The 23,186-nt window shown below is 65.9% G+C and carries 24 protein-coding genes and 1 pseudogene; 11 read left to right on the forward strand and 14 right to left on the reverse strand.

The features are described 5' to 3' along the window. Positions 1-71: 71 nt before the first annotated feature. Complete coding sequence (locus tag ASC58_RS03685; protein WP_056918362.1) at positions 72-968, forward strand: LysR family transcriptional regulator; 897 nt, start codon at positions 72-74, stop codon at positions 966-968. Between the two features lie 471 nt (positions 969-1,439). Here ASC58_RS03685 and ASC58_RS03690 read toward each other — a convergent pair whose 3' ends face one another. Then, positions 1,440-2,171, reverse strand: a complete 732-nt coding sequence (locus ASC58_RS03690) for a TetR/AcrR family transcriptional regulator (RefSeq protein WP_056918363.1) — start codon at positions 2,169-2,171, stop codon at positions 1,440-1,442. A gap of 141 nt (positions 2,172-2,312) precedes the next feature. Here ASC58_RS03690 and ASC58_RS03695 point away from each other — a divergent pair, with 141 nt between their 5' ends. Together ASC58_RS03695 and ASC58_RS03700 are read left to right on the forward strand one after the other, a co-directional pair. Beyond that, complete coding sequence (locus tag ASC58_RS03695; RefSeq protein ID WP_082552883.1) at positions 2,313-3,170, forward strand: hypothetical protein; 858 nt, start codon at positions 2,313-2,315, stop codon at positions 3,168-3,170. Between the two features lie 121 nt (positions 3,171-3,291). Further along, on the forward strand, positions 3,292-4,107 hold the full coding sequence (locus ASC58_RS03700) for a PRC and DUF2382 domain-containing protein (RefSeq protein WP_056918474.1): 816 nt from the start codon (positions 3,292-3,294) through the stop codon (positions 4,105-4,107). A gap of 549 nt (positions 4,108-4,656) precedes the next feature. Here the strand turns inward: ASC58_RS03700 and ASC58_RS03705 are convergent. Beyond that, complete coding sequence (locus ASC58_RS03705; protein ID WP_157598337.1) at positions 4,657-5,025, reverse strand: ANTAR domain-containing protein; 369 nt, start codon at positions 5,023-5,025, stop codon at positions 4,657-4,659. Positions 5,026-5,271: 246 nt separating this feature from the next. Continuing rightward, a complete protein-coding gene (locus ASC58_RS20870) occupies positions 5,272-5,427 on the reverse strand; it encodes a hypothetical protein (protein ID WP_157598338.1) in 156 nt (51 codons plus the stop codon). A gap of 169 nt (positions 5,428-5,596) precedes the next feature. Between ASC58_RS20870 and ASC58_RS03710 the strand changes: the two genes are divergently transcribed. Next, positions 5,597-6,061, forward strand: coding sequence for a hypothetical protein (locus tag ASC58_RS03710; RefSeq protein WP_056918365.1), 465 nt, complete (start codon positions 5,597-5,599; stop codon positions 6,059-6,061). A gap of 473 nt (positions 6,062-6,534) precedes the next feature. On the opposite strand, the gene ASC58_RS21785 is transcribed toward ASC58_RS03710, so the two are convergent. The 3 genes and pseudogenes from ASC58_RS21785 to ASC58_RS21885 form a co-directional block, all read right to left on the reverse strand. Next, positions 6,535-6,783 (reverse strand): ANTAR domain-containing response regulator, encoded by a 249-nt coding sequence (locus tag ASC58_RS21785; protein WP_255353233.1) that lies wholly within the window; start codon positions 6,781-6,783, stop codon positions 6,535-6,537. Between the two features lie 12 nt (positions 6,784-6,795). Further along, positions 6,796-7,155, reverse strand: a pseudogene (locus tag ASC58_RS21790) (GAF domain-containing protein); the annotation flags it as partial. A 280-nt stretch (positions 7,156-7,435) separates the two neighbouring features. Continuing rightward, on the reverse strand, positions 7,436-7,618 hold the full coding sequence (locus tag ASC58_RS21885) for a DUF6328 family protein (RefSeq protein WP_056918367.1): 183 nt from the start codon (positions 7,616-7,618) through the stop codon (positions 7,436-7,438). Between the two features lie 388 nt (positions 7,619-8,006). Here ASC58_RS21885 and ASC58_RS03725 point away from each other — a divergent pair, with 388 nt between their 5' ends. Then, positions 8,007-8,702: a GAF and ANTAR domain-containing protein gene (locus ASC58_RS03725; protein ID WP_056918368.1), complete on the forward strand. Its 696-nt coding sequence runs from the start codon at positions 8,007-8,009 to the stop codon at positions 8,700-8,702. Between the two features lie 84 nt (positions 8,703-8,786). Here ASC58_RS03725 and ASC58_RS03730 read toward each other — a convergent pair whose 3' ends face one another. The 8 genes from ASC58_RS03730 to ASC58_RS03770 all read right to left on the reverse strand — a co-directional run bounded on the left by ASC58_RS03730 (position 8,787) and on the right by ASC58_RS03770 (position 16,042). After that, a complete protein-coding gene (locus tag ASC58_RS03730; protein ID WP_157598339.1) occupies positions 8,787-9,608 on the reverse strand; it encodes a hypothetical protein in 822 nt (273 codons plus the stop codon). Then, positions 9,608-10,837 (reverse strand): Nramp family divalent metal transporter, encoded by a 1,230-nt coding sequence (locus ASC58_RS03735; RefSeq protein ID WP_056918370.1) that lies wholly within the window; start codon positions 10,835-10,837, stop codon positions 9,608-9,610. The genes ASC58_RS03730 and ASC58_RS03735 overlap by 1 nt, the downstream gene beginning before the upstream one ends. Positions 10,838-10,853: 16 nt before the next feature. After that, positions 10,854-11,375, reverse strand: a complete 522-nt coding sequence (locus ASC58_RS03740) for a hypothetical protein (protein WP_157598340.1) — start codon at positions 11,373-11,375, stop codon at positions 10,854-10,856. Between the two features lie 436 nt (positions 11,376-11,811). Beyond that, positions 11,812-12,036 (reverse strand): DUF3263 domain-containing protein, encoded by a 225-nt coding sequence (locus ASC58_RS03745; RefSeq protein ID WP_056918475.1) that lies wholly within the window; start codon positions 12,034-12,036, stop codon positions 11,812-11,814. A 161-nt stretch (positions 12,037-12,197) separates the two neighbouring features. Continuing rightward, on the reverse strand, positions 12,198-12,596 hold the full coding sequence (locus tag ASC58_RS21890; protein ID WP_369796193.1) for a hypothetical protein: 399 nt from the start codon (positions 12,594-12,596) through the stop codon (positions 12,198-12,200). 448 nt (positions 12,597-13,044) lie between these two features. Next, entirely contained in the window at positions 13,045-13,950 is a 906-nt protein-coding gene (locus ASC58_RS03755) for an alpha/beta fold hydrolase (protein ID WP_056918476.1), read from the reverse strand. 551 nt (positions 13,951-14,501) lie between these two features. After that, the gene (locus ASC58_RS03760; protein WP_056918477.1) at positions 14,502-14,969 is read right to left on the reverse strand and encodes a nuclear transport factor 2 family protein; all 468 of its coding nucleotides are present in this window, start codon (positions 14,967-14,969) and stop codon (positions 14,502-14,504) included. A 581-nt stretch (positions 14,970-15,550) separates the two neighbouring features. Beyond that, the gene (locus ASC58_RS03770; protein WP_056918374.1) at positions 15,551-16,042 is read right to left on the reverse strand and encodes a MarR family winged helix-turn-helix transcriptional regulator; all 492 of its coding nucleotides are present in this window, start codon (positions 16,040-16,042) and stop codon (positions 15,551-15,553) included. 460 nt (positions 16,043-16,502) lie between these two features. Between ASC58_RS03770 and ASC58_RS21895 the strand changes: the two genes are divergently transcribed. The 6 genes from ASC58_RS21895 to ASC58_RS03790 all read left to right on the forward strand — a co-directional run bounded on the left by ASC58_RS21895 (position 16,503) and on the right by ASC58_RS03790 (position 23,133). Next, positions 16,503-17,501 carry a molybdopterin-dependent oxidoreductase gene (locus ASC58_RS21895; protein WP_369796194.1) on the forward strand — a complete coding sequence of 333 codons (999 nt, stop codon included), beginning with the start codon at positions 16,503-16,505 and terminating at the stop codon, positions 17,499-17,501. After that, positions 17,408-18,424 (forward strand): molybdopterin-dependent oxidoreductase, encoded by a 1,017-nt coding sequence (locus tag ASC58_RS21900; RefSeq protein WP_369796195.1) that lies wholly within the window; start codon positions 17,408-17,410, stop codon positions 18,422-18,424. Before ASC58_RS21895 ends, ASC58_RS21900 begins: the two co-directional genes overlap by 94 nt. Beyond that, positions 18,306-18,914 (forward strand): molybdopterin dinucleotide binding domain-containing protein, encoded by a 609-nt coding sequence (locus ASC58_RS21905; protein WP_369796197.1) that lies wholly within the window; start codon positions 18,306-18,308, stop codon positions 18,912-18,914. The genes ASC58_RS21900 and ASC58_RS21905 overlap by 119 nt, the downstream gene beginning before the upstream one ends. Before the next feature lie 13 nt (positions 18,915-18,927). Then, on the forward strand, positions 18,928-19,434 hold the full coding sequence (locus ASC58_RS03780; protein WP_056918375.1) for a hypothetical protein: 507 nt from the start codon (positions 18,928-18,930) through the stop codon (positions 19,432-19,434). Positions 19,435-19,478: 44 nt separating this feature from the next. After that, positions 19,479-20,504: a sodium:calcium antiporter gene (locus tag ASC58_RS03785; RefSeq protein ID WP_235529075.1), complete on the forward strand. Its 1,026-nt coding sequence runs from the start codon at positions 19,479-19,481 to the stop codon at positions 20,502-20,504. 481 nt (positions 20,505-20,985) lie between these two features. Further along, positions 20,986-23,133 (forward strand): catalase, encoded by a 2,148-nt coding sequence (locus ASC58_RS03790; protein ID WP_082552888.1) that lies wholly within the window; start codon positions 20,986-20,988, stop codon positions 23,131-23,133. Positions 23,134-23,186: the final 53 nt, after the last annotated feature.

A 23,186-nucleotide genomic window follows, 5' to 3' on the forward strand; every position in this document is an offset into this window, starting at 1 on the left:
GACCCGAGCATGCGTGACGCGACGTCGTAGCACAATCACAGACTTCTGCAGAGACACTTAAGGTGCACTACATGGACGTTCGTCACCTGGACCTGCTGCGCGAGCTCGCCGACCGTGGCACCCTCACCGCCGTCGCCACCGCGACCCACCGGACCCCGTCCGCGGTGTCCCAGCAGCTGCGCGCGGCCGAGCGCGAGGCCGGTATGCCGCTCGTGGAGCCCCACGGGCGCGGCGTGCGGCTGACCCGGGCCGGGCTCCTGCTCTCCGAGGGTGCCGTCGACGTCGCCACTGCCCTCGCCCGGGTGCGCGCGCAGCTCGACACCCTGCGGGACGCCCCGGTCGGCACCGTCACGATCGGGGCCCTGCCCAGTGCCGCCGAGGTCCTGGTACCCGAGCTCCTCGCCCGCCTCGAGGGCAGCGGGCTGCTCGTCACGCTCGATGACTTCGACGTGGCGGAGTCGGACTTCGCGAGACTCGCGGCGGACCACGACATCGTCATCGGCCACACCATCACCGGCGACGCTCCCGAGGGCTCGGCCCACCTGCACCACCGCACCCTGGCCGAGGAGCCCCTCGACGTCGCCCTGCCCGTCGACCACCACCTCGCGCGGCGACGACACCTGACCCCTGAGCTCGTGGTCGGCGAACGCTGGGTCGGCGTGCCGGAGGGCTATCCATTCGACACGGTCCTCGTGGCGATGGAGAACGCCACCGGGCGCCGGATCGAACGGATCCAGCGCCTGCGGGACAACCGGGTGGTCGAGGCGATGGTGGCCCACGGCCTCGGGATCGCCCTGCTGCCCCGGTTCACCACGCGCCCCCGGGCCGGCGTGGTCAGCAAGCCGCTGGTCGGGGTTCGCGCCGCCCGACGGATCGTCGCCCTCTCGCGCCGGGACGTCGCCCAGCGAGTGGCCGTGCGAAGCGTCCTCGACCTGCTCGCCGACATCGGTGCGAGGGCGTCGCGCTGACCCGCCGCTGCCGGACGTCCTCGTCAGACGTTGAAGCGGAACGTTGACGCGCGCTACGAAGCATTGCGGTTTTTCGGCGTGCATGGCCTCTGACCTGCGGAAACAGTGCTGATTGGCCTCGCGTCCACTGTGGACGATCCCGGTTGATTCCGATGCTGGTGAGGGCAGATTGAGGGCACAGCGTTCCTCCCGCTTCGACTCTCGAGGAGGCCGGGCCAGCCCGACTCACTCGAGACGGCGGCCGCGCGGGAGTTGCTGCACACGGCCCCCTATGGGCGCCCCTCTTTGCCGTCCAATCGGAACCCCGCAGGGGTCGGAGCCGCTCGCGTAGGTGTGGGCGTCGTTAGCTGGCGCCCTGCGATATCTACCAATGTTGGTTGTTGATGCGGGGAGACGCGCAGGCGGGATGCGGAATCTTGCTGTGGGCGGACGAATGGGCGCTTCGCGACTGGCAACGGCGTCAGGCTTGGACTACTGGCTGAGTTCGAGATCCAACCGGTTGAGGAGGCCTTCGAGCGCTTCCTCGAACTCGATCTTGGTGCGGTCCTCGGAGAGAAGTGTCTGCATGCGTAGGACGGTCGGGAAACGTTCGATGGGCAGTTGAGCGGCCCCGTTCGAGATGTCCGCGCCCCCCTCGTCCAAGGGTTCCTCGACGGGTGACGTCTCGGCACCCGACGTGGCTGCTTCCAAGAGGAGATGTCCGAGCAAGAAGCTGGTGAACGATCGGTAGGCGCGGGCTGCTTGGACGTCGGTGAGGCCGCGTGCGGTCAGAGCGCGCAGGAACTCTTCGACGACTCGCAGGCTACGCAGGGGTGGTCGCAACCATGGGGCGGCGGGGTGCCTAGTCGCGATGAGCGGGAAGATCTTGGGGTGGGCCAGCGCGAGCTGGCGTACCTCGTGAGCCAGCAGCTGCATGACGGATTGCCAACCGCTGTGGGGGGGCTGGGTGGACTCGGGGGCTACTCGGATCTGGTCCACGAGCTGGTCGACCACGCCTTCCAGCAGATCTTCGCGGCCGTTGACATGGTGGTAGAGGGACATGGCCTCCACGCCGAGGGCTTCCCCCAGCCGTCGCATCGTCAGTCCCTGTGCTCCCTCTGCGTCCATGAGCTCGATCGCAGTACTCAAGATCAGTCGGCGCGAGAGTGGATGGCGGTCCTCCGTTCCGGGCGTGTCGCGCTTCGTCACTGCCTCGCGTGCCATCGGACCTCCCTGTTGACGATCCCTGATGTTTACCAGACCGACTCGACGGGCAGTACTGCAGTCAGGCGGCCATTCGGTTTGCACTTTCAGCCTTAGTCCATAAGTCTCTTATTGTCCGTTTACCTCATAAGGGAGACTTCAATGACCCAAGCACTCAACGATGCGCTACGGAGCGTCGCGCTTTTCGTGCCCAAGCTGGTGGCCTTCCTTGCCATCCTGATCATCGGCTACTTCATCGCCAAGCTCATCGGCAAGGCTGTCGACAAGCTCCTCGAGCGCGTCGGCTTCGACCGCGCCGTAGAGCGTGGCGGCGTCAAGAAGGCGCTGTCCAAGAGCAAGTACGACGCTTCTGACATCGTCGGCAAGCTCGTGTTCTACGCACTGCTTCTCTTCGTGCTGCAGATGGCGTTCGGGGTCTTCGGACCCAACCCCATCAGTGACCTGCTGACGGGCGTCATCGCCTTCCTGCCCAAGGTCATCGTGGCGATCGTGATCATCGTGGTCACTGCGGCGATCGCCACCGCGGTGCGCGAACTGATCTCCAACACGTTGGGCGGCCTGTCCTACGGCAAGACCTTGGCCAACATCGCCGCGTTCTTCATCATCGGTCTGGGTGTCATTGCTGCACTCAACCAGGTGGGCATCGCCACCACGGTCACCCTGCCTGTCCTGATCGCCGTTCTGGGCACCATCAGCGGAATCCTCATCGTCGGCGTGGGCGGCGGGCTCATCAAGCCCATGCAGTCACGTTGGGAGGGTTACCTCAACACGGCGGCCGCAGAGGCCGACACGATTCGCAACCAGGTCCGTCAGGCCCCGTCGGTGGGCCAGCAGGCACGAGCCGCAAAGGAACGCCTCGACGAGCAGGACCCCACCATGTCCCCCCAAGGTGGCACCGGTGACGCCTACATCGGCCACGACACGACCGTCTATGACCAGACCTCCGCCGGTGGCTCGACCCGCGCCGACGGCACCGGTGCGGGTTCGCCGCGCAACTGATACCGGCATCGAGCCCTCCCGCCGCTCAGGCTGAACGGTGGGAGACCGGGGCGGGGGTCCGCCTTCACAACTGACCCCCGCCCTCTGACCCCAACCCATCACAATGAAGTGGAGCTCGATCATGATCGCAGAGAACGACATCCAGCAGGTCACGGGGGCCGACGTCTACGACTCCGACGGCGACAAGATCGGTCGCGCCGGCCAGGTCTTCCTGGACGACGAGACCGGCCGCCCCGAGTGGATCACCGTCAACACGGGTCTGTTCGGGACCAACGAGAGCTTCATCCCGCTGGCCGGGGCAGAGCTCGGGGATCGGGGCCTGACCGTCCCGTTCGCCAAGGACGCCGTGAAGGACGCCCCGAACGTCGACACCGCCGACGACCACCTGTCACAGGACGAAGAGCGAGCCCTCTACGAGCACTACGGCCTCAAGTACTCAGAGCGTCGGTCCGACTCCGGCCTTGCGTCGGGACAGACGACCGACGCAGACCGTCACGGCGACACACGCGACCTCGCCTATGGCGACGGATCCGATGGGCACGACACCTCCGGACCCGACACGGATGACGCCATGACCCGGTCCGAGGAGCAGCTGAAGGTCGGGACCGAAACGCAGGAGGCCGGTAGGGCGCGCCTGCGCAAGTACGTCGTGACCGAGCAGCAGAGCGTCACCGTGCCTGTCACCCGGGAGGAGGTCCGCATCGAGCGTGAGCCGATCACCGAAGACAACCGCGGCGACGCTACCTCTGGCCCCGACATCTCTGAGGAGGAGCACGAGGTGACCCTCCACGAGGAGCGCCCCGTCGTCGAGACCGAGGCGGTACCCGTGGAACGAGTCAGGCTGTCCAAGGAGCAGGTCACCGAGCAGCAGACCGTCACCGGTGAGGTGCGCAAGGAACAGATCGACACCGACGGCGTCAACGACCGCAACAACTAGGAGCTACTGAGGTGCTGGGGCCGGTATTGCACCCGGCCCCAGCACCCAGCCAAAGGACCACAGCACGAGCAGCTCCCCGAGCGCTGATGAGGTCACGCCCACGTGCCGCGTCGTCGGGAGGCCAACGCCTAGATGGTGCAAGGCGCATGATGGCAGGAACCAGGGCCGGACTTAGCCCAGGTGAGTACCGGGGAGCTTTGCCAGACGTGTTGGCGAGTTGGACGGAGCCGATACGGGCGATCAGCACGATGCTGCGGTGTCCTCGCTAGGTGGGGACCAGTTCAGCTGCGATGGCGACCGGGTCCTTGCCGAAGCGGTGCGATCCGGTGGCTGGCGCCAATCGCAAACCCTGTCCCGGGCGAGTAGTACTAATTGGAGGACCCTCCGTCCGTCGGGTCCATAACGGCAGGGTCGCCCACTCCTGACGTGGTCCAGTCCTCATGTCCCCACATCTGGGGCCGAACCGCGGCTGTTGAAGATTTACCCTCAGTCGAGGTGACCCAAACGTCGGCGGCCCTGTTTGGAAGCACCGGAATGTGCGCCGACGTCCTACAGGTGCGGGAGGGCGCCCGCATCGCCCGACTGGACGACGTCGTCGGCGATGTCACGAAGCTTACGGTTCGTGTCTTGGCTGGCTTTGCACAGGACCGCGAAGGCGTCTGTCTCGCCCAACTTGCGTTCGGCCATGATGATGCCCATCGCGGCACCAATTCTTCTCGACGTACGCAGGGCGACCTGCAGCTGAGAAGCACGCTCCAGACCCAACGCTGCCTGAGCGTCGATCGCGGCGATCAGCTCCTGGTCCACGTCGACCCGGGTTCGCAAGGCCTCGATGTCTGCACGGTTGGCGTTCACCTTGGCGCTGAGTTCCTTGAAGCGCTGCTGTGACACCAGCTCGTCCTGCTTCTCGTCGCTCATGGGCACAGTATGTCTGCGCTCGTCGGATCAAATGGTGACCTTGGTCTGGTACCACGGCAAGGTCGATGCCGATACGTGAGGTCACGGAATCAGGGCTGCCCAACCCATCGGTTCTGGCCGGCCGTAGACGTCAACGCCCCCGCTCATCAGAGGATGAGCGGGGGCGCGGCCGCGGCGCAGGGGTGCCCGGCCCGACCAGCATGACAGCCTTCAATGGCTCGGAGGCACTGCTCTCTCAGGCGCTGCTCAGGGTCGCATTAATCGTTGACGCGCGAGCTCGGCCTTGAGGTGGTGGGCGTCGCGGACGAGGTGGATACGGAAGACGCGGCGGCCGTTGATGGTGGTCCATGTCCCAGCGGTGCTGGCCCAGGTGTGCCAGTCCTTCGCAATCGGCCCCCGCATCGACTGCGCCGACCACCGGGGGTCTCAACGTTGCCCAGTCCAATCCGAAGCCCCCGCGACGGCTGGCTTGCGCGGATGTGGCAGCGGCGGCTCGGCGTGCCAGGGCCCGGGCACGGGATTACGGTCAAGGGGTGGTCGGCACCCGGCCACCGGGACCAGGAGGTTCGAGATGGACACGAGCACCATCATCTGGATCATCGTCGCGGTTGTCGTCCTCGCCCTCCTCGTGGCGGTGGTCGCTCGCCGTGCGTCGGCCCGTCGGGTCGAGTCGCGACGGGCCGAGGCGGGCAGTCTCCGCGAGGAGGCGCGCGGACATGATCGTCAGCTGCGTGAGCGTGAGGCCCGCGCCGAGGAGATCGAGGCGCAGGCCCGTGCTGCTCGCGCTGAGGCCGACCGAAAGGCGGCGGAGGCGAAGCGGCTGGAGGCGGAGGCCGAGCGACGCGGGGAGAGCGCTGAGGAGGTCCGCGCCGAGCGTGACCAGCACCTGCGCCGGGCCGACGAGACCGATCCGGACGTCGAGACCGACGACAGCGGTCGGCGCGTTGACGACGTTGAGGCGGACGAAGGGGGGGGCATCCAAGACGGCAAGGTGGGCGGCCACGAGTCGCGGCGAGGCGAGTACCGACGGGACTGAGCGCTGCAGTCGGCGGGCTGGCAGCCGCGGTAGTGGACGACGGCAGACCGGTCGGGGCGGGGCAGCGCTTAGTCGGGTCGCCATCGCACGGCGTTACCGCCCGCCACTGGCTGCGAAGGAGGCCGAGTCCGCGGCCAACCATGTCCCACCGCAACTCCGCAAGGATCCCAAAGGAGTTGCCAGTGGTGTGTTCCTGCCAAGCCCTCGCACGGTCGGCGAGGACTGTGTACGCCGTGCCCGGGCATGGTTTGCTCCGGCGGGATGGGGGGACTTGGTTTCTCGGTGCCCACGAGTGATGAGCCGACACAGAGTTCCGCCGTCCTTCGTGCGGCGTCGGCGACGGTGTCCGACTCACGCCTGCAGTCGGCACCCTCAACCATCGCTCAACGTGCAGTCGTCGTCACTGCCCCGTTGTGGCGCGGACTGCCCTGTACTCCGATCTACCGCGATCCTGCTCCACTGGCTGGCGCCAATCAACCAGTTGGCAGACTTCCCTTGTTTCCCGCGTCCATGGTCGAGCGCACGATCGCGGAGGCCAGGTCCCGCAGCTTCTGGTTCCGGTTCTGCGATGCTCGGGACAAGATCGTGAATGCCGCGTCCGGACTGCAATGGTGGGCCGACATGAGGATGCCGAGCGCCATGTCGATCACTTTGCGCGACTCCAGCGCCTGGCGCAGGTTTTGCACCTCGTTGGTGGCCTCGGAGTGGGCGTCTGCGTTCATCACGGCAATGGCGACGTGCGCGCAGATCTCTTGTGCCACCTGGATCGACCGATCGTCGAAAGCGCCGGGGCGAGCCGAATAGTTGTTGAGGCCGCCGACGGTGGAACCTTGGAACGGCAGGGGTACGGACATCGAGCTGTGGACTCCCACCTCCGACACGACCCGCGGCGCGTACTGCGGCCACCGGTCGTCGTCCAAGAGGTTGTTGGCCACGAGGAGCATCCCGGTCCGACCCGCATCCAGGCACGGGCCGTGCCCGGTCTCGTACTGCAGGTCGTCTGCGTCCTGGGCTATGGCTCCCGAGCACGCCGCGGTCCAGGCGCGGTCACCGCGCACCAGTGTGATCGAGGACGCGTCCGCACCGGGCAGGCGGCGCGCGCGATCTCCGAGATCTCCTGCAGTACCTCACCCAAGGCGCGGTCGACTAGGACGACTGAAGACAGAGCAGCAAAAGGGTTGTCCATCGGGGTTCCTCCTCATCGTGGGACGGGCACCGCCCCGCCCGCGCTGTTGGAGAAGGACGGCCCCGCACCCGCTGCATACCCCGTGCGGCTTCGCCCAAGCCCTCTGATGGCCCCTGAATGCATTTCGTCGATGACGCGCGCGTCCTGCTTCACCGGGCCGCCTCCTCGGTGGCGGGCGTCGTCCTCGGTCACCTCGGCGGCAGGGCCGATAGGGAGTGCTCAGGAGCCACGCCAGGCGTGCCGACCGAGGCCATCAGGAACCCGAGGACGATCTGCAGACTTGTCTGCGTGACACGCAGGTACTGCAGAAGCTCGTCCAACTTGCGGTCAGACAATTGGGCGGGTTCCTCGTCCCGTTCAGGCGCGGGCATTGTTCACTCCGCCCCCAGATTGGGCCGTATCACCAGTGGACCCATGCCATCGTTTCGTACGCCACATCCCGAGGGCCGGTTTTGCGCACGGTCACCAAGTGCCCCGCAAGATAGCGGGCGCCGGATGCGATCCCCAGTGCGACGAGAGCGACCACAGTCCCTCGGCGGTGCCGCCCTGTCAACGTCGGACATGCTCGCCCCTGAAACGAATTCCTGCTGACTTGGGCGGCCGCACCCTTTCGTGTCACTGGTGGCTGGGGTGGGGCCGGACTGCTCGTCGGGGTCGCGGGCACGTACCACCTTCGCGTCTTTGTGGACTGCGTTGCGCTTGGGCCCTTTGTCGGGTAAGTCTGGTCGAAGTCGACTTCCCCGAAGGACTGGAAGAGGTATGGAGCCGATCCGCGAGACCCGTTTCGCATTGACCGAGATGTCCCGTTTCCGGGCTGACGATCTCACTGCTCGATTCACCGCGACGGCCAACAGGGTGGCGCTCATTGCCCCCGACTGCATGGGCATGACGTTGTCCTATGTGAAGGAGGGCCACGCCTTCACGTGGGCTGCGAGCAGCTTGGACGTCGCTGCCCTCGACGCGCTGCAGTACCTCGACGACGGACCTTGCCTTCAGGCGATGGACACCGGGGACATCGTGGCGGCTGCGAGCAACGATCCGCTCGATGAGGAAACGTGGCGGCTGTTCTCGCGGGCGGAGAATTCTGCCGGTGTGGAGAGCACGCTATCCATCCCGCTGTTCGCGGACGGAAGGGTGACCGGTGGAGTCAACTTCTATGGAAGAACTCCGGCCGCCTTCGACGGGCTGCACGAACAACTCGCTGCGGAGTGGGGCGGCTGGGCTCAGGGGGCGGTGACCAACGCCGATCTGTCATTGACAGGCGTTCGCCGAGCGAAGGAGACGCCTCAAAAGCTGTTGGACGGGTACGTGACCGACCAAGCCATCGGGATGCTCATGGCCGTTCATCACGTGCCTTCCGAGGCTGCGGCTCAACGGCTGAGCGACGCCGCACACAGGGCGGGCATCCACGAGGTTGAGCTAGCACGCCTCTTGGTCAAGAGCCGCATCATCTGAGCCACGCGCACAGCCGGCATGACTCGTGAGGTCAAGGCGGGCCTTGCGTGTGGGAACAACTGGATGCACCAGCAAACGGCCCCGCTAGTTGCCCGGGTCGCTGATGGCGAATGGGTGAGGTAACCCCTCGACCGGTGCCAGCGTCACGAGGCGTTGGTCCCACCTCACCGTGGCTATGTCGTTCCACTGCGCCTCACGGTCTCGACGGTGCCACCACCGGAAGGCCCGTGCCAGCAGCCACGGCCCTTGATCCTTCACGGTCGTGTAACCGAGCTCGCCGCCGAGGCGGTGCGGCCCGAACACCAAGCTCATCACCTGGAGCCGCCCAACTTCCAGACCCGTCTGCTCGAGGGGGCGCGCCCGAAGTTCGATGACGGTACCCAACGATCGGCCCGAACCGTCGACTACCGAACCCCCGAGCAGGTCGCTGAGCAGTTGCGTATTGGGCGGACGGGTGAGTTCATGGTGGCCCGCAGCTGAGGCCGAGATGGTCCCGGTCAGTCGGTCATCTCCACCACCCTTGGCTCCGGGTAGGGCTGAGATGACGTGACGTCGAAGCCACTGCTCAAGCCCACTGGTCTGCTGCAGAGCGCGCTCAGCGTAGTCACTGACCGTGATCGCCGACCCGATGTCACGCACGTGAGACATCGGCACCATCAGCGGTCTGGGGTCCTCGTCGGTGCTCAACCTCTTCCACACTGCCACGATCCATTCACCGAACAGACCGGGCTGGCGCGGGCCGAACCCGCCGGGTCCGGCGAGAAGGCCGACGACCGTGAGGGCTTGGTCGTCTTCGCGCAGGACGAGGTTGTCGACGTTGCCGAGGAGGGCGCCACTTGGACCGACGAGCTGGTGGTCCATCACGCGAAGGACCAGATCCAGGTTGCCGTTCTTGGTCTTGCTCATCACTGGCCAGCTTTCGTCATGACCATCAAGGGGATGGCGGCCACCGAGGCCACGATGACCAGCAGCATGTATAGCGTTCCGAGGAGGTTTGCCAGCCGTCCGTTGACGTGGTCACCCATGTAAGTCCGGTCGTTGGCCACGACCAAGATCGGGAAATAGGTCAGTGGCAACGCAATGGCGCTGAACACGACGGAGTACTCGGTGAGCATGACGGGGTCCACCGTCGTCAGCAGCAACGCCACACCGCCGATGCATGACAGGAGCAGGACGGTGTGGAACCGCGCGGCGCGTAAAGGTTCCACGAACTTGCCCCACTGCCAGCCCAGATACTGCGCGATGCTGTAGCCAACTGACAGGCCGGTCTCACACGCGGCTCCGAAGGTGGCTGCGAAGAATCCGAGCAGCACGAACGCGAGCCCCACCTTCCCGACTGCCACGACGACTGGCAAGCCGGTCTGACCGAGAGTGTCAACGGTGATGCCATGGGGCAGGAACACCAACGAGGTGCAGGCGGCGATGGCCAGCGAGAGGAGTCCGCCAAGTGGGAATCCGATAAAGACGTTGGCACGCATAGTGCCCAGGTCCTTTGGGGTCCATTTCTCCTCAACTCCGCCGGAGCTGAAGAAGAAGACTTCGTACGGGGTCATGGCGGCGCCGAACAGGGCGATGGCGTAGTAGAAGTACACCGTGTGGGACTCGTTGGGCGGAACGACCGGGTTGAGCGCGTGCTCGGCAAGTGAGCCCCAGTCCGGACCTAGCTTCCACACCGCCACGGCGAAGACGATCAGGGACAGCCCGGCCAGACCGAACGCATTTTCCAGCACGGCAAACTTGACCCACCACAGGACCAGCCACACAGCGGCACCAGCAACGGGCATCCACAAGAAGCGGTTGACGCTGGTGGCCAGTTCCAGAGCCAACGCGACGCCACCGATCTCAGCGGCGAGAGTCAGGAACGTCACCAACATCGAAGCGACCAAGTTGGTCAGCCCGACCCGCGGTCCCAAGCGCTCACGGATCAGGTCGAACGTCCCACGTCCGCTGACGGCGGCGACGCGACCACTCATCTCCGCGAAGACACAAATCCCCACCACGCCGACGACAACCACCCAGACGAGCGACAGCCCGAACCTTGATCCGACCAACGCGTTGGTGATCAGGTCGCCGATGTCCACGAACCCGCCGATGGCCGTCAGAATCCCCAGCGCGACCGCGAAGATTTTCTTCATGGCAGCGCCTCCCCGTTCATTTGAGGTCAGCCCTCGCGGACTCCAGGTCGGCACCCGCCTTTTCGAGCTCTTTGCGGGCCTCGGTCAGGTTGGAGGGGTCGCTCCGACGGATGGCGATACGGGCGTGGGACAGGGCGTCCTCCGCGTCACCGAGCAGAGTAAGAACCTGATCGCGCAAATGGTCCTGAGTTGGTGATGGCGGGTCGACCACGCCGAAGCTGGTCTGGATGCCGCCCATCGCATTTTCGCTGTCGGTGACAACGGTGTCGGCGTAGGCGTTCGTCGAGTTGCCGGACGCGAACACGTCCAGTGCGATCTGCGCGGTCGAAGTCTCGCTCGCGGCCGACTCCAGCGCGCTCTTGGCGTTCTGCTCGAATGCCCCGGAGTCCAGAGCCGGAGTAATGCATCCGCTCAGCGCCAGCACGGCGATGGCTACTGCGACCGGTCGTCCCCATGTCATGAGCGTCTCCGCAAAACGGTGATCGCCAGCGCAGCGAGCATCGCTAGGAAGATCATCCAGCCGATCCCCAGTGCCCATCCCTCGCTCATTGCGGATCACTTCCTCGTGTCGCAACCCGAACACAGTCCCTCACCATGAGGTTTAGCACATGCCGGACCCTCCACGCAGGACTCAAACGAGCGCGTGGTACTCATAGCCGACCGCTCCCCGACGAGTGAAGTGAGTAACCATCGGCGGGACGCTGGGTGGGTAGGCTGATCTGCTCGCGCACCGTCTGCTACGGGAGGCACGCCGCGACCATTGACGTGTTCGAAGAACCCCCGATGCCCCGGCGCCGACAAACCAATCATGCAGTCACGTCTGAGTCAGGGTTGCCTGCGCTCGAGACTCGCGGATTGGCTCACAGACATGGCATCTCTCACCACCTGACTCTGATCGGGAGTGACTCTCCCCACGGATACGACAGGACATCCCTACATTTCTGCAGCTCGCCCAAGCCTTTCGGGTGTGGTGACTAACAAACTCCCCGAAGGTCCGGACGAACGAGGCGTCTGCGAACGCGTCGCACTGTGGTCGCGTCGTAAAACAGCGCCTCGGGGCTCGCGGCGATCGCGAACAGACGGCGGTCGTACTCAGCCGCTTTAATTCCCCAGCGCTGAGCAACGTCATCGTCCTTCGCGCCAGCGTGGCGCCACCACTCACGCTCGAAGTCCAAGAACGCCATATCCATGTCGGTCATCGAGACCCCTTCCACTCAGACGGTCTACCACCGCGTTGCCTCATCCATACCCGCAAGGTGTCCTCATCAATCACAAGGCGGCGGCGGTTTCGAACAAGGGTGGGCCAGGTGCATCACCAAGGTGTAGATGCAGTTGCCTACCCGACTGTGTGGGCAGCATGTCAACAGGATCGCAGCGGTCTCAAACCTTCGCTCGAGGGACGGAGCCCTGGCGGTCTTGGCCGGTCCTGAGGGGCATCCGCTCGACACGTCGCCGAACCGGCTCGCTGGCCGACCAAGTGCCTTGCGTGGCCCAGCTCGCCCTGGCGGCCAGGCCTGCCAAACCGCTGCTGAGTTGTCCGGATGCTCGCACGACCTGGTCCGGCCTTTTCCCGGGGCCGCAGCCCGCGCCACACGGGATGTTGCAGCCGCCCTTCGCGCGTCCACTCCGTGAACCGGATATCACCGACCCGCTCTGGCATTCGAGTGTTGCGGGTAGCGGGTCGCCGATTTGACGCATGCTTGTTACTCGCATGAGCGTCAAGTACCCGAACCCCCCTGCGATGAGGGTTTGTCGCCACCGCCTTGCGTCGCAGACCAGTGTCGCCAACGGACCCGAACGCGGGGAGTCTGGGTACGTTGGCGAGGTGACTTCCCCTGCGACGATCGAGACCGTGTCCGCACGCCTGACCTCACCCTCTTGGTGGTTCCGCTCCTCGGACGGGCGGTTGACCCTGTGGCAGCCGCCGAACGCGGCGTTGTGCGTTTGGCTGATTACCTTGGGGCTAAGGAGGTTCGACCTGTCCCCCGCGCACGCGACGACAGTGGACGGCATAGGGCACGGGGCCCTTCTCGTGTGGGGACTCGACGAAGTCGTTCGGGGCGCGAGTCCGTTTCGGCGCGTGATTGGCGGGGTAGCGCTCACCGCTCAACTCGTGTCGCTCGTCCACGGCTGAACCGCGCGTCAAACTGCCGCGAGCAGAGCGGGTCCCGTGCATGGTTACCAGGGCAGTCCGGGTGAGTGGGCGGTCAATCTCGGTCGCGCGTCGGGCTGGTGGTGGAAGTCAAGAAGGCACTGAGGACTGTCGCGAGCTGCTCCGGGTTCTCCTCCGCCATGTGATGCCCGCTGTCGATCCGTGCCGTGTGTATCGGGGCATCGACCCAGCCTCTCCAGATCGCAGACGGGTCGCCGTACAGATCCTCCATGTCGTCATGGATGGACCAGGCAACCAAGGTGGGGCATGTGATTTTATGTCCGCGTTCGCGGTCGGCAAGGTCGTTGGCATTGTCCACCGACAGACCAGCTCTGTAATCCTCAAGCATTCCACGCACCGTGTGGGGATCCTGTAGCGCGGCTGCGACATAGGCGAAGTTCTCCGCTCCCATCGCGGCCCGTTTGTCGTCGTCCAATCCGTACCAAGCGAATGGATCGGCCGTGATGACTCGTTCGGCGTGAGGTGAGCCGGCGAAGAAGAACCAATGCCACCATTCGGTAGCGAACCTGGCGTCGGTCCGCTCGACCGCTTCTGCCATAGGCACCCCGTCCAGCACCACCAGGCCACGGACGAGCTCGGGATGGTCCAGGGCACAGCGATAGGCCGCTCCTTGGCCCCGGTCATGTCCGACCATCGCGAACTCGTCGTGTCCGAGTTGCTGCATCAGCGCCACCACGTCACTGGCCATCGATCGGTCGCTGTACGTCGTGTGGGCGGGATCGGGAGTCGGTTTCCCCGAGCGGCCGTAGCCACGCAGGTCAGGGCACACCACCGTGAAGCCTTGTTCGACCAGAAGAGGCGCGACGCGGTACCACGTCGTGTGAGCGCGGGGATGCCCGTGCAAGAGCAGCACCGGTGGGCCATAGCCACCCGACCGCCCGTGCACGCGGATCCCCGTGCGCAGCTCCTGGTCCCACTCATCGAAACCCGGGAAGAACATGCCCTCCACCCAAGCAGACTCCCGGGCGGACTGCGTGCCGGCCTGGCCAGGGCGCGGGCAGCTGATGCCGCTCCACGTCGCTCGCGGACCGCGGTCGCGTGCCACGTCCTACTGCCGCGAGGTCGGCGAGGGTGTCGCGGAATCGCAAGAGGCTGCTGGAATCTCGCGTCACATCAGCCCTCATTCGCTGCGGCACACCGCCTTCACCAACGCACTGCATGCCGGCGTACCGCTACGCGACGCGCACATTCTCGCCCGGCACGCCGACAAGGACCAAAGAGCACTACGACCGAGCCCGAGGCAACCTCGACTCGCGCGGCGTCCGTTCCCCACCACTTACGTCACCGGCGTCTGAGCCCCCCAGCCGACAGTCATGATCCAGGTGCGTGTCGCATCGCCGCTGGAGCTGTTGGCCACATTGTTGCGCTCGTTGTCACCCGGGGCGGCGGCGACAAGTTCCGTTGATGGGAAGGTACTTGGTCGCGCGAGGCCCCTCAAGGACCAGCTCTCGCTCATGGGGCCGAGTGCCGCGGCAATCCTTGCGTGGCGCCCTACTGAAGGGGGATTTCCCATTCGGGGGTGCGCTCCCCGTCGTGGCGGGGTCCCTGAAAGCGGCGCTCGTGCTCCTCGATGGCAACATCATTGATGGATGCCTCCCGACGGCGCATGAGACCGCGGTCATCGAACTCCCACAGCTCGTTGCCGTAGCTGCGGAACCACTGTCCCGACGTGTCGTGACACTCGTACTGGAAACGCACGGCGATCCGGTTGTTGTTGACGCTCCACAGGCTCTTGCGCAGCGCGTACTCAAGCTCGCGTTCCCACTTGGCGGTGAGGAATTCGACGATCTGCTCACGTCCGGTGACGAAGACATCACGGTTTCGCCAGATGGAGTCCGGCGTGTATGCGAGGCTGACGCGTTGAGGGTCGCAGGAGTTCCACGCATCCTCGGCAGCCTGCACCTTCTGTCGGGCGCTGTTCTCATCGAAGGGCGGGAACGGTGGGCGGTCTTCGGTCATCATTTCCAAACCTTTCTGGGGGTCGTGGATTCATGATCCTCCTCAGGCCTCGCCTCCGCCCGGCTCCCCCGGACCACCGGTGAGAAGTCGCGTCACTTCACTTACTTTGCATCACGTCCCGGTCTCGTGATGCGCCGCCTCGCAACGCTGGGAGGGAGCGCTCCGCCGGTGTCTCGAGTCCCACCGAAGACAACGCGAGGGCCCCGGCCCCCCGTCTGCGCCACAACGCGGACGCGGCAGCCCTGGCTGGACCTCCCCGCACCGCCAGACCCGGAGCCAGTGCTCGTGATGGCGGACACAGACCTGTCGCGTGAAGCCGCGCTACGAAGGCGGCACCGGCACGAACATCAGGGCGCGCTGCGCGAGGTGCTCGCGAATGCGCGCGGCCTCACCCTCGAGGAGACCCAGGCAGTCCGGGTGAGCGCTCTGGACGCCCGAGGGCTCGCAGTGCCACCCGGGCCTCGGCTGGAGGCTGCCGCGGTCGACTGATCAACGGCAACATCTGTGTCGTGAACGGTCCGGCCATGCGGGACGTCGGTCTGGAGCTCCCGCCACGCGGACCCAACCCACCTGGCGACGGCTCAGGTCGGCAGCCCCAGAACATAGGCATCCTCACCCTCGGACGGCTCCCCCGCGGCCTTCGCGAACGATTCCAGTGTCCGGGCCAGAGCACGACGGCTCGTGAGGCTCATGTTCCCCATCACCGCCAGAATCGACTCGCGGCGATAGGCCATCACGCGCTCAACCACGTCATGTCCGCCCTTGGAGAGCTCTAACGCGAGGTAACGACGATCCGCGGGGTCCTCGGTGCGCTCAAGGAGCCCTGCGACCACCAACCGTTCCACCGTGCGAGTCGCGTTGGACGGGTGGACACCCAGAGCCTCAGCGACCTGCCCGAGGTTCAGCCTTCCGCGACTGGCGACGAGGACCAGGACGCGCAGCTGCGGCAACGACACGACGTCCTCCACCTCGGCCACGGACCGTGCGATCACCCCTACCAGCACCCGCGCCGCACGCATGACCGCGTCGGCCTGCCGGTCTGGGTCGTTGACACTTGCCACCGAATCACTCATGACACGAGTATGACAGCCGTTGCGTTCAACCAATCGTTGCGCTTTAGGACTCATTCGGTCATGACTTCTGCAGGGTAATTGCATCTTCGCAGTCGTTGTTCCTAAGCACGAACCTGTCAGCAGCCTCCTGTGCTCGCGTCATGACCACCGCTCACCCAGCGCCTCGCATGGGATCGATCGCCTGGTGCGAGACGTCATTTCGCGGTTCGTTGGAGCGGAGCCTGTCTGCCGTGACCGCCGCAGTAGCCTCCCACCCAGCCGCGGAGGCCTACGTCGAGCATGGAACGAGTGGCGGCGCATACCGCCTCCGGCGCCACTGACTCCCTGCCGCACAAATTAGCATGCGCAATCGCATCTGTTGCGCCCGCGCACATAATTGGGCAGGCTGGATTCAGGCCTTCCGGGAGTGCATTTGCCCACCAGGCACGGGGCGGGTGACGACGACGACAAGGAGCGGACGATGACCGACTCGATCGATCGGATTGCGGACATCTGGGGCCCGCTGACCCCGCACGCGCGCGGAACGGCGTGGCCCGCTCGAGTCGATACTCACCTCGAGGAAGGCATCATCCCGGACTCCGTGGACCGTTGGGTCCAGTCGGCGTGCGTGCTGTGCAGCAACGGGTGCGGGTGTGACATCGCCGTCAAGGACGGCCGCATGGTCGGGGTGCGGGGGCGTGGCGGCGATGTCGTCAACCATGGGCGTCTGGGGCCAAAGGGCTTGTACGGCAGCACGCCGTGGGCATCGTCCCCAGATCGCCTGACCCGACCGATGGTGCGTCGGGACGGGGTCCTGGTGGAGACCGATTGGGCGACCGCAATGGGCGAGGTCGTCGAGGTGAGCAAGCGCCTGCTCGAAGAGAAGGGACCTCTGTCACTCGGCTTCTACACCTCGGGGCAGCTGTTCATCGAGGAGTACTACGCGCTGGCCGTCATCGGCAAGGCGTGTCTGGGGACACCGCACATGGACGGCAACACGCGGCTGTGCACGGCTACGGCTGCGGCGTCGTTCAAGGAGAGCTTCGGCGCCGACGGACAACCTGGCTCGTACACGGACATAGAGCACTGTGACGCCATCTTCCTGTTCGGCCACAACATGGCCGAGACGCAGACGGTCCTGTGGACGCGCATCCTGGACCGCACGCGTGGCCCGAACCCGCCGACCATCGTCTGCATCGACCCGCGTCGCACGCTGGTCGCCGACGAGGCCATCCGCACCGGTGGCGTCCACCTCGCGGCGAAGGTGGGCACCAACCTGGCGCTGATGAACGCGTTGACCCGTGAGCTGTTCGTCAACGACTGGGTCGACCACGAGTGGGTGCAGGCGCACACCGTCGGGCGCGAATCTTCGGTGAGAGCGACCGCGTGCTGTCCACGGTCCTTCAGGGCTTCTACCAGTCTCACCAGGCGACAGCGGCGTCGGTCGCGGTCAACAACCTGCACCTTCTACGCGGGCTGATCGGCAAGGTGGGGTCCGGTGTGCTGCAGATGAATGGCCAGCCCACGGCCCAGAACAACCGCGAGTGCGGGGCCGATGGCGACCTACCGGGCTTCCGCAACTGGGACAACGCTTCCCACGTGCAGGAACTCGCCGCCCTGTGGGACGTCGATGCGTCCGTCATACCTCACTGGGCTCCTCCAACGAACGCTATGGAGATCTTCGGCCACGCCGAGGAAGGCACCATCGGCATGCTGTGGGTGTCGGCGACCAACCCCGCGGTGTCCATGCCCGAGTCGGCCCGGATGCGCAAGATCCTCGGCGGTGAACAGTGCTTCGTCGTGGTGCAGGACCTCTTCCTGACCGAGACCGCGCAGATGGCCGACGTGGTGCTCCCGGCCGCGGGCTGGGGTGAGAAGACGGGGACCTTCACCAACGTCAACCGCACCGTGCACCTGTCGGAGAAGGCTGTCGAACCGCCGGAGCAGGCGAAGAGCGACCTCGAGATCTTCACGATGTATGCGGAGCTGATGGGCTTCACTGACCGCTCAGGTCGACCGTTGCCGTCGTTTCGTACCCCCGAGGAGGCATTCGAGGCCTGGAAGGAGGCGACGGCAGGACGCCCGGTCGACTACACCGGACTGAGCTATGAGAAGCTCCGGGGCCCCACCGGCATCCCCTGGCCGGTGAACGCGCGGACTGCACCCGACGGCACCGACCGTCTCTACACCGACGCTGTCTTCCCCACCCAGACGGACGAGTGCGAGACCTACGGACACGACCTGCTCACGGGAGGTGCCGTCACTGAGACCGAGCACCGTGCCCTTGCCCCAGCCGGCAGGGCCTTCCTCAAGGGGTGCGAGTGGACCCCCGCCCACGAGGTCCCGAGCGACGAATACCCGTTGCTGTTCACCACAGGTCGGACCGTCTACCAGTTCCGGTAGGGCGCGCAGGCTCAACGAGGCCGCACCCGATGCCTGGGTCGAGCTCAGCGCCGAGGATGCGGCCGGTCTCGGTGTCACCGAGGGCGACGTCGTGCGCGTCGAGTCACCCCGAGGCGCCATCGAGGTTCAGGCACGCGTGGGCCGCGTCATGAAGGGAGCGGTGTTCGCGCCCTTCCACTACGGCACCTGGGACCTCACCGACGCCGAGGTCGACAGCCCTTCACGGCAGGCCAACGAGCTGACCATGACCGTGTGGGACCCCGTGTCCAAGCAGCCGTACTTCAAGACGGCCGCCTGCCGAGTGGTCCCTCCCCTGCCCCCACCACGGCCGCCTCCGCACCCGCGGAGACCGACCTGCCACCGACCCGGGGAGGGACGCCCACATCCAGCGTCGTGCTCGACTCCATACCCGTCTATCCCAATGACCCTGCCCAGGCCCCCCGTCCTGGAAGCGGCACCCCTGCACCTGAAGGGGACGCCGGCACGTTGAACGAGGATCGGTCATGAGCACCCACCTCGCGACCTACGTCGCACTCATCCACGCCAGCGAAGCCACCTTGGCCGACTCCTTCGACACCATCGGCCAAGGACATGCGAACCATCCGGACGTGCTGTTCACCTGCCAGGCCCTGGCCCAGATGAGCCGGAGCCACGTGGCGAAGCTGCAACCAGTTGTGGCCAGGTACGGCGAAGCCTCCGACGTCGAAGAACCACAACACCTGCACGCTTCGGGGGTCGGCGAGGCTCGCAGCGGAGCCGTCGGCCTGCTCCGCGACCTGCAGGACCTCCACATGCTTGCCACCCTCGTCGACAGCACCTGGACGGTCATCGGACAAGGGGCGCAAGGACTTCGTGACCAGGAGCTCCTGTCCATCGAACAGGCCGCACGCAAGGACGTCTCGCGCCAGCTGGCGTGGCTGGTAACCCGGATGAAGTCTGCCGCTCCCCAGGCCCTGATCGTGGCTCCCCCGGTCGCCCCCGCGGCATCCGCCACCATCCGGAGGTCCTGAACGTGTTGCCACACCTACCCTTGTGGGCGGAGCTCTTGCTCTTCGTGGCCAGCGCAGCCGTGATCTGGGTCGCGGGCATCCCGCTGTCCAACTACACGGACATCTTGGCCGACCGGCTCCACCTCGGTCAGGCGCTCGGTGGTCTCATCCTCCTTGCTGTTGCCACCAACCTGCCTGAGATCGCCATCACCTACAGCGCAGCGGCCAGCGGGAAGCTGGACGTGGCCGTGAGCAACATCCTCGGCGGTATCGCGATCCAGACGGTGGTCCTCGTCGTGCTGGACGCCTTCGGTGTTCGAGAACGACGGCCGCTGACGTACCAGGCCGCGAGCCTCACCCTGGTCATCGAGGGCGCGATCGTCCTTGCAGTGCTCGTCGTCGTGGTGATGGGCACCCAGCTGCCCAAGGGCCTCGTTGTCGCCCGGCTGACGCCCGACGTCGTGCTCATCGCGCTGGTCTGGGTCGCGGGGCTCATGCTGACCCAACGAGCCGGGGGGACGCTGCCGTGGTCCAACAGCGGTGAAGCCCCCGACAGCCAGCCGAAGCCCCGTGGCCACTCAAAGACGACCCGCTCAGCCGAGGCGACCCGAAAGGGCGTCAGCACCACCCGCGTCGTCCTCATCTTCGGTGCCGCAGCGGTGGCGACCCTGGTTGCCGGGGCCGTCGCCGAGGAGAGTGGCGCGGCGGCGGCCGACCAGGTGGGCCTGTCCGGGGTGCTTTTCGGTGCGACTGTGCTGGCGGCTGCGACGTCGCTGCCGGAGCTCAGTACGGGCTTGAATGCGACCAGGCAGGGTGACTACAAGCTCGCGTTTGGTGACATCTTCGGTGGCAACGCTTTCCTGCCGGTGCTCTTCTTGCTGGCGGTCCTGGTCTCGGGCAAGGCCGTCCTGCCCAACGCCCACGCTGCCGACATCTACCTCACCGGCCTGGCTGCACTTCTGACAGTCATCTACATGGCCGGCCTGATCTTTCGTCCCGGGAAGCAGCACGCCCGTCTCGGCATCGACAGCATCGCCGTGCTGGGGTTCTACGTCGTCGGTGTCATGGGGCTGGTCGTCCTCCCGCAGTAGCACCCACGCCGCGCTTCCCGGCTCGTCCGCGGCACGGAGCGTCCCCGTCCCCCTTCGGACTCGTGAACCGAGTGCTTCGCCTACCCTCCATGGGCAGAACTTACTCAAACTTGGGAGCAGCTCTGCGAAAGCGACTGCGTGTGCGAAACGCGGGCATCCTCGACCCGAGGTGGATCGGGAGAGGAGCCGCGCTGCCGGTCATCTTGCTCCCGACCCCGCGGAAGGAGTCTGCGTGATCACTACGGGCGGTTCACCGGCGACACCTTCGTCATCCATATGACCGATGACAGGGAAGGATTCAACAGGTTCGAGTCCGCGTGCCGCGCTGGGGCTCGGGGCTGGGCGAACGCCTTGGTCAGCCCCGGTCTGGGCAGGACGACCGAACTTGTGGTCTCGTGCGATGCCTGGTCTCGGTATTTCACGGCTTGACCTCGAGTCCTGACTACGTTTGCGGACGGCTCGCGCTGGGCACTCTTCTGACATGGCGAAGAAGAGCACGAAGCAGGGTGCCGAAGGGGCGACCAAGACGCAGGCGGCCACCGCGGACGGTGCAGCTGGGCAGCCACGCGAGCAGCGGACTGCGGTGACCGGTTCGGGGGGTGAGCTGCACCAGTCCGTGGATGATGGCGACGTCCTTACGACGGCGCACGGCACCCCGCTGTCTGACAACCAGAACAGCCTCCGGGCGGGCCAGCGGGGTCCCACCCTGTTGGAGGACTTCGCCATGCGGGAGAAGATCTTCCACTTCGATCATGAGCGGATCCCTGAGCGCGTCGTTCATGCTCGCGGTTATGGGGCGCACGGTACCTTCGAGACCACTGCCGACCTGTCTGACATCACTCGAGCGGCGATCTTCGCCACACCCGGCGCCACGACTGAGGCCTTCGTGCGGTTCTCCACGGTCGCCGGCGCAAAGGGGTCCTTCGACCTCGCGCGTGACGTGCGCGGGTTCGCGGTAAAGCTGTACACGACCGAGGGCAACTGGGACCTCGTCGGCAACAACATCCCGGTCTTCTTCATCCAGGACGCCATCAAGTTTCCCGACCTGGTCCACGCCGTCAAGGAGGATCCGGACCGCGGTTTCCCGCAGGCGCAGTCCGCGCACGACACATTCTGGGACTTTGTGTCCTTCACGCCCGAGTCGATTCACATGACGTTGTGGCAGATGTCCGACCGCGCCATTCCCAGGTCTTTCCGCTTCATGGAGGGCTTCGGCGTCCACACGTTCCGCTTCGTCAACGCCGATGGCAAGTCGACCTTCGTCAAGTTCCATTGGCGGCCCCTGCAGGGCCTTCAGTCGGTGCTGTGGAACGAGGCAGTCAAGATCAACGGCGCCGACCCCGACTTCCACCGTCGAGACCTCTGGGACGCCATCACTGCCGGCGACCTACCGCAATGGGACCTGGCCGTCCAAGTGTTCGACGAAACCTTCGCAGACGAGTTCGACTTCGACGTGCTGGACGCGACCAAGCTCATCCCCGAGGAGCTCGTCCCGCTGCGGGTCGTCGGCCGCCTGACCCTGGACCGGGTAGTCGACAACGACTTCGCCGAGACGGAGCAGGTTGCCTTCCATACCGGCAACGTCCCGCCAGGGATCGACTTCTCGGACGACCCGCTCCTCCAGGGCCGCAACTTCTCCTACCTTGACACCCAGCTGTCGCGCCTCGGCACACCCAACTTCACGCAGCTACCAGTCAACGCTCCTCGCTGTCCGGTCGCGCACTTCCAGCGTGACGGACAGATGCAGACGAACGTGCCTATGGGGCAGGTCAACTACGAACCCAACGGCTTTGCCGGACCGCAACGCGGTCCCCGCGCTGATGCGCAAGCCGGGTTCCGGTCCTACGCACAGTCCCTTGACGGTGAGAAGGGCAGGGTTCGTTCGGCGACCTTCGCCGACCACTACAGCCAGGCGCGCCAGTTCTACGTGAGCCAGACCCCGGTCGAGCAGGACCACATCGTCAAGGCCTACACATTCGAGCTCAGCAAATGCGAGCTCCCGGAGGTGCGGTCGCGCATCCTTGCTCATCTGCTCAACGTCCACGAGGACCTGGCGAATGCTGTGGCTGCCGGACTCGGGATGCCACTGCCCGAGCCTGCGATCGCGGCAGTGGAGCCCCGCACCGACCTGGCCCCGTCGGACGCGCTCAGCATCCTCAAGAAGGGGCCGAAGAGCTTCGCCGGTCGCAAGCTGGGCGTCATGGTCACCGACGGCACCGACGCGGCCGTCCTGCAGGCCCTGCGCGAGGCGGTCACGCAGGCCGGCGCCGTCCTCGAGACGATCGCCCCGGTCGTGGGGGGCGTCGTGCTCAGCGACGGCTCCACGCTGCTGGCGGACCAGATGATCGATGGCGGCCCGTCGGTGCTGTATGACGCCGTGGCACTGCTTCCTTCGACCGCCGGAGCCAAGTGGCTGGCCGGCCGCAGCACCGCGAAGGACTTCGTCGCGGATGCCTTCGCTCACCACAAGTTCATCGGCTACACCACCAAGGCACAGCCCTTGCTCGCAGCCGCCGGTGTAGCCGACTCGATTGACGCCGGGTGCGTCAAGCTCACGAAGTCCTCGGCGGTGAAGTTCATCAAGACGTGTGGCGCCCTGCGGCACTGGGACCGGGAGGTCCAACCGTAAGCAGGTCCCACGGGAGCGCGGACAAGGCCGCACAGGCGCTCGTGCACGGTCGG

It is taken from the genome of Phycicoccus sp. Root101 (genome assembly GCF_001426245.1).
Classification (GTDB): Bacteria; Actinomycetota; Actinomycetes; order Actinomycetales; family Dermatophilaceae; genus Pedococcus.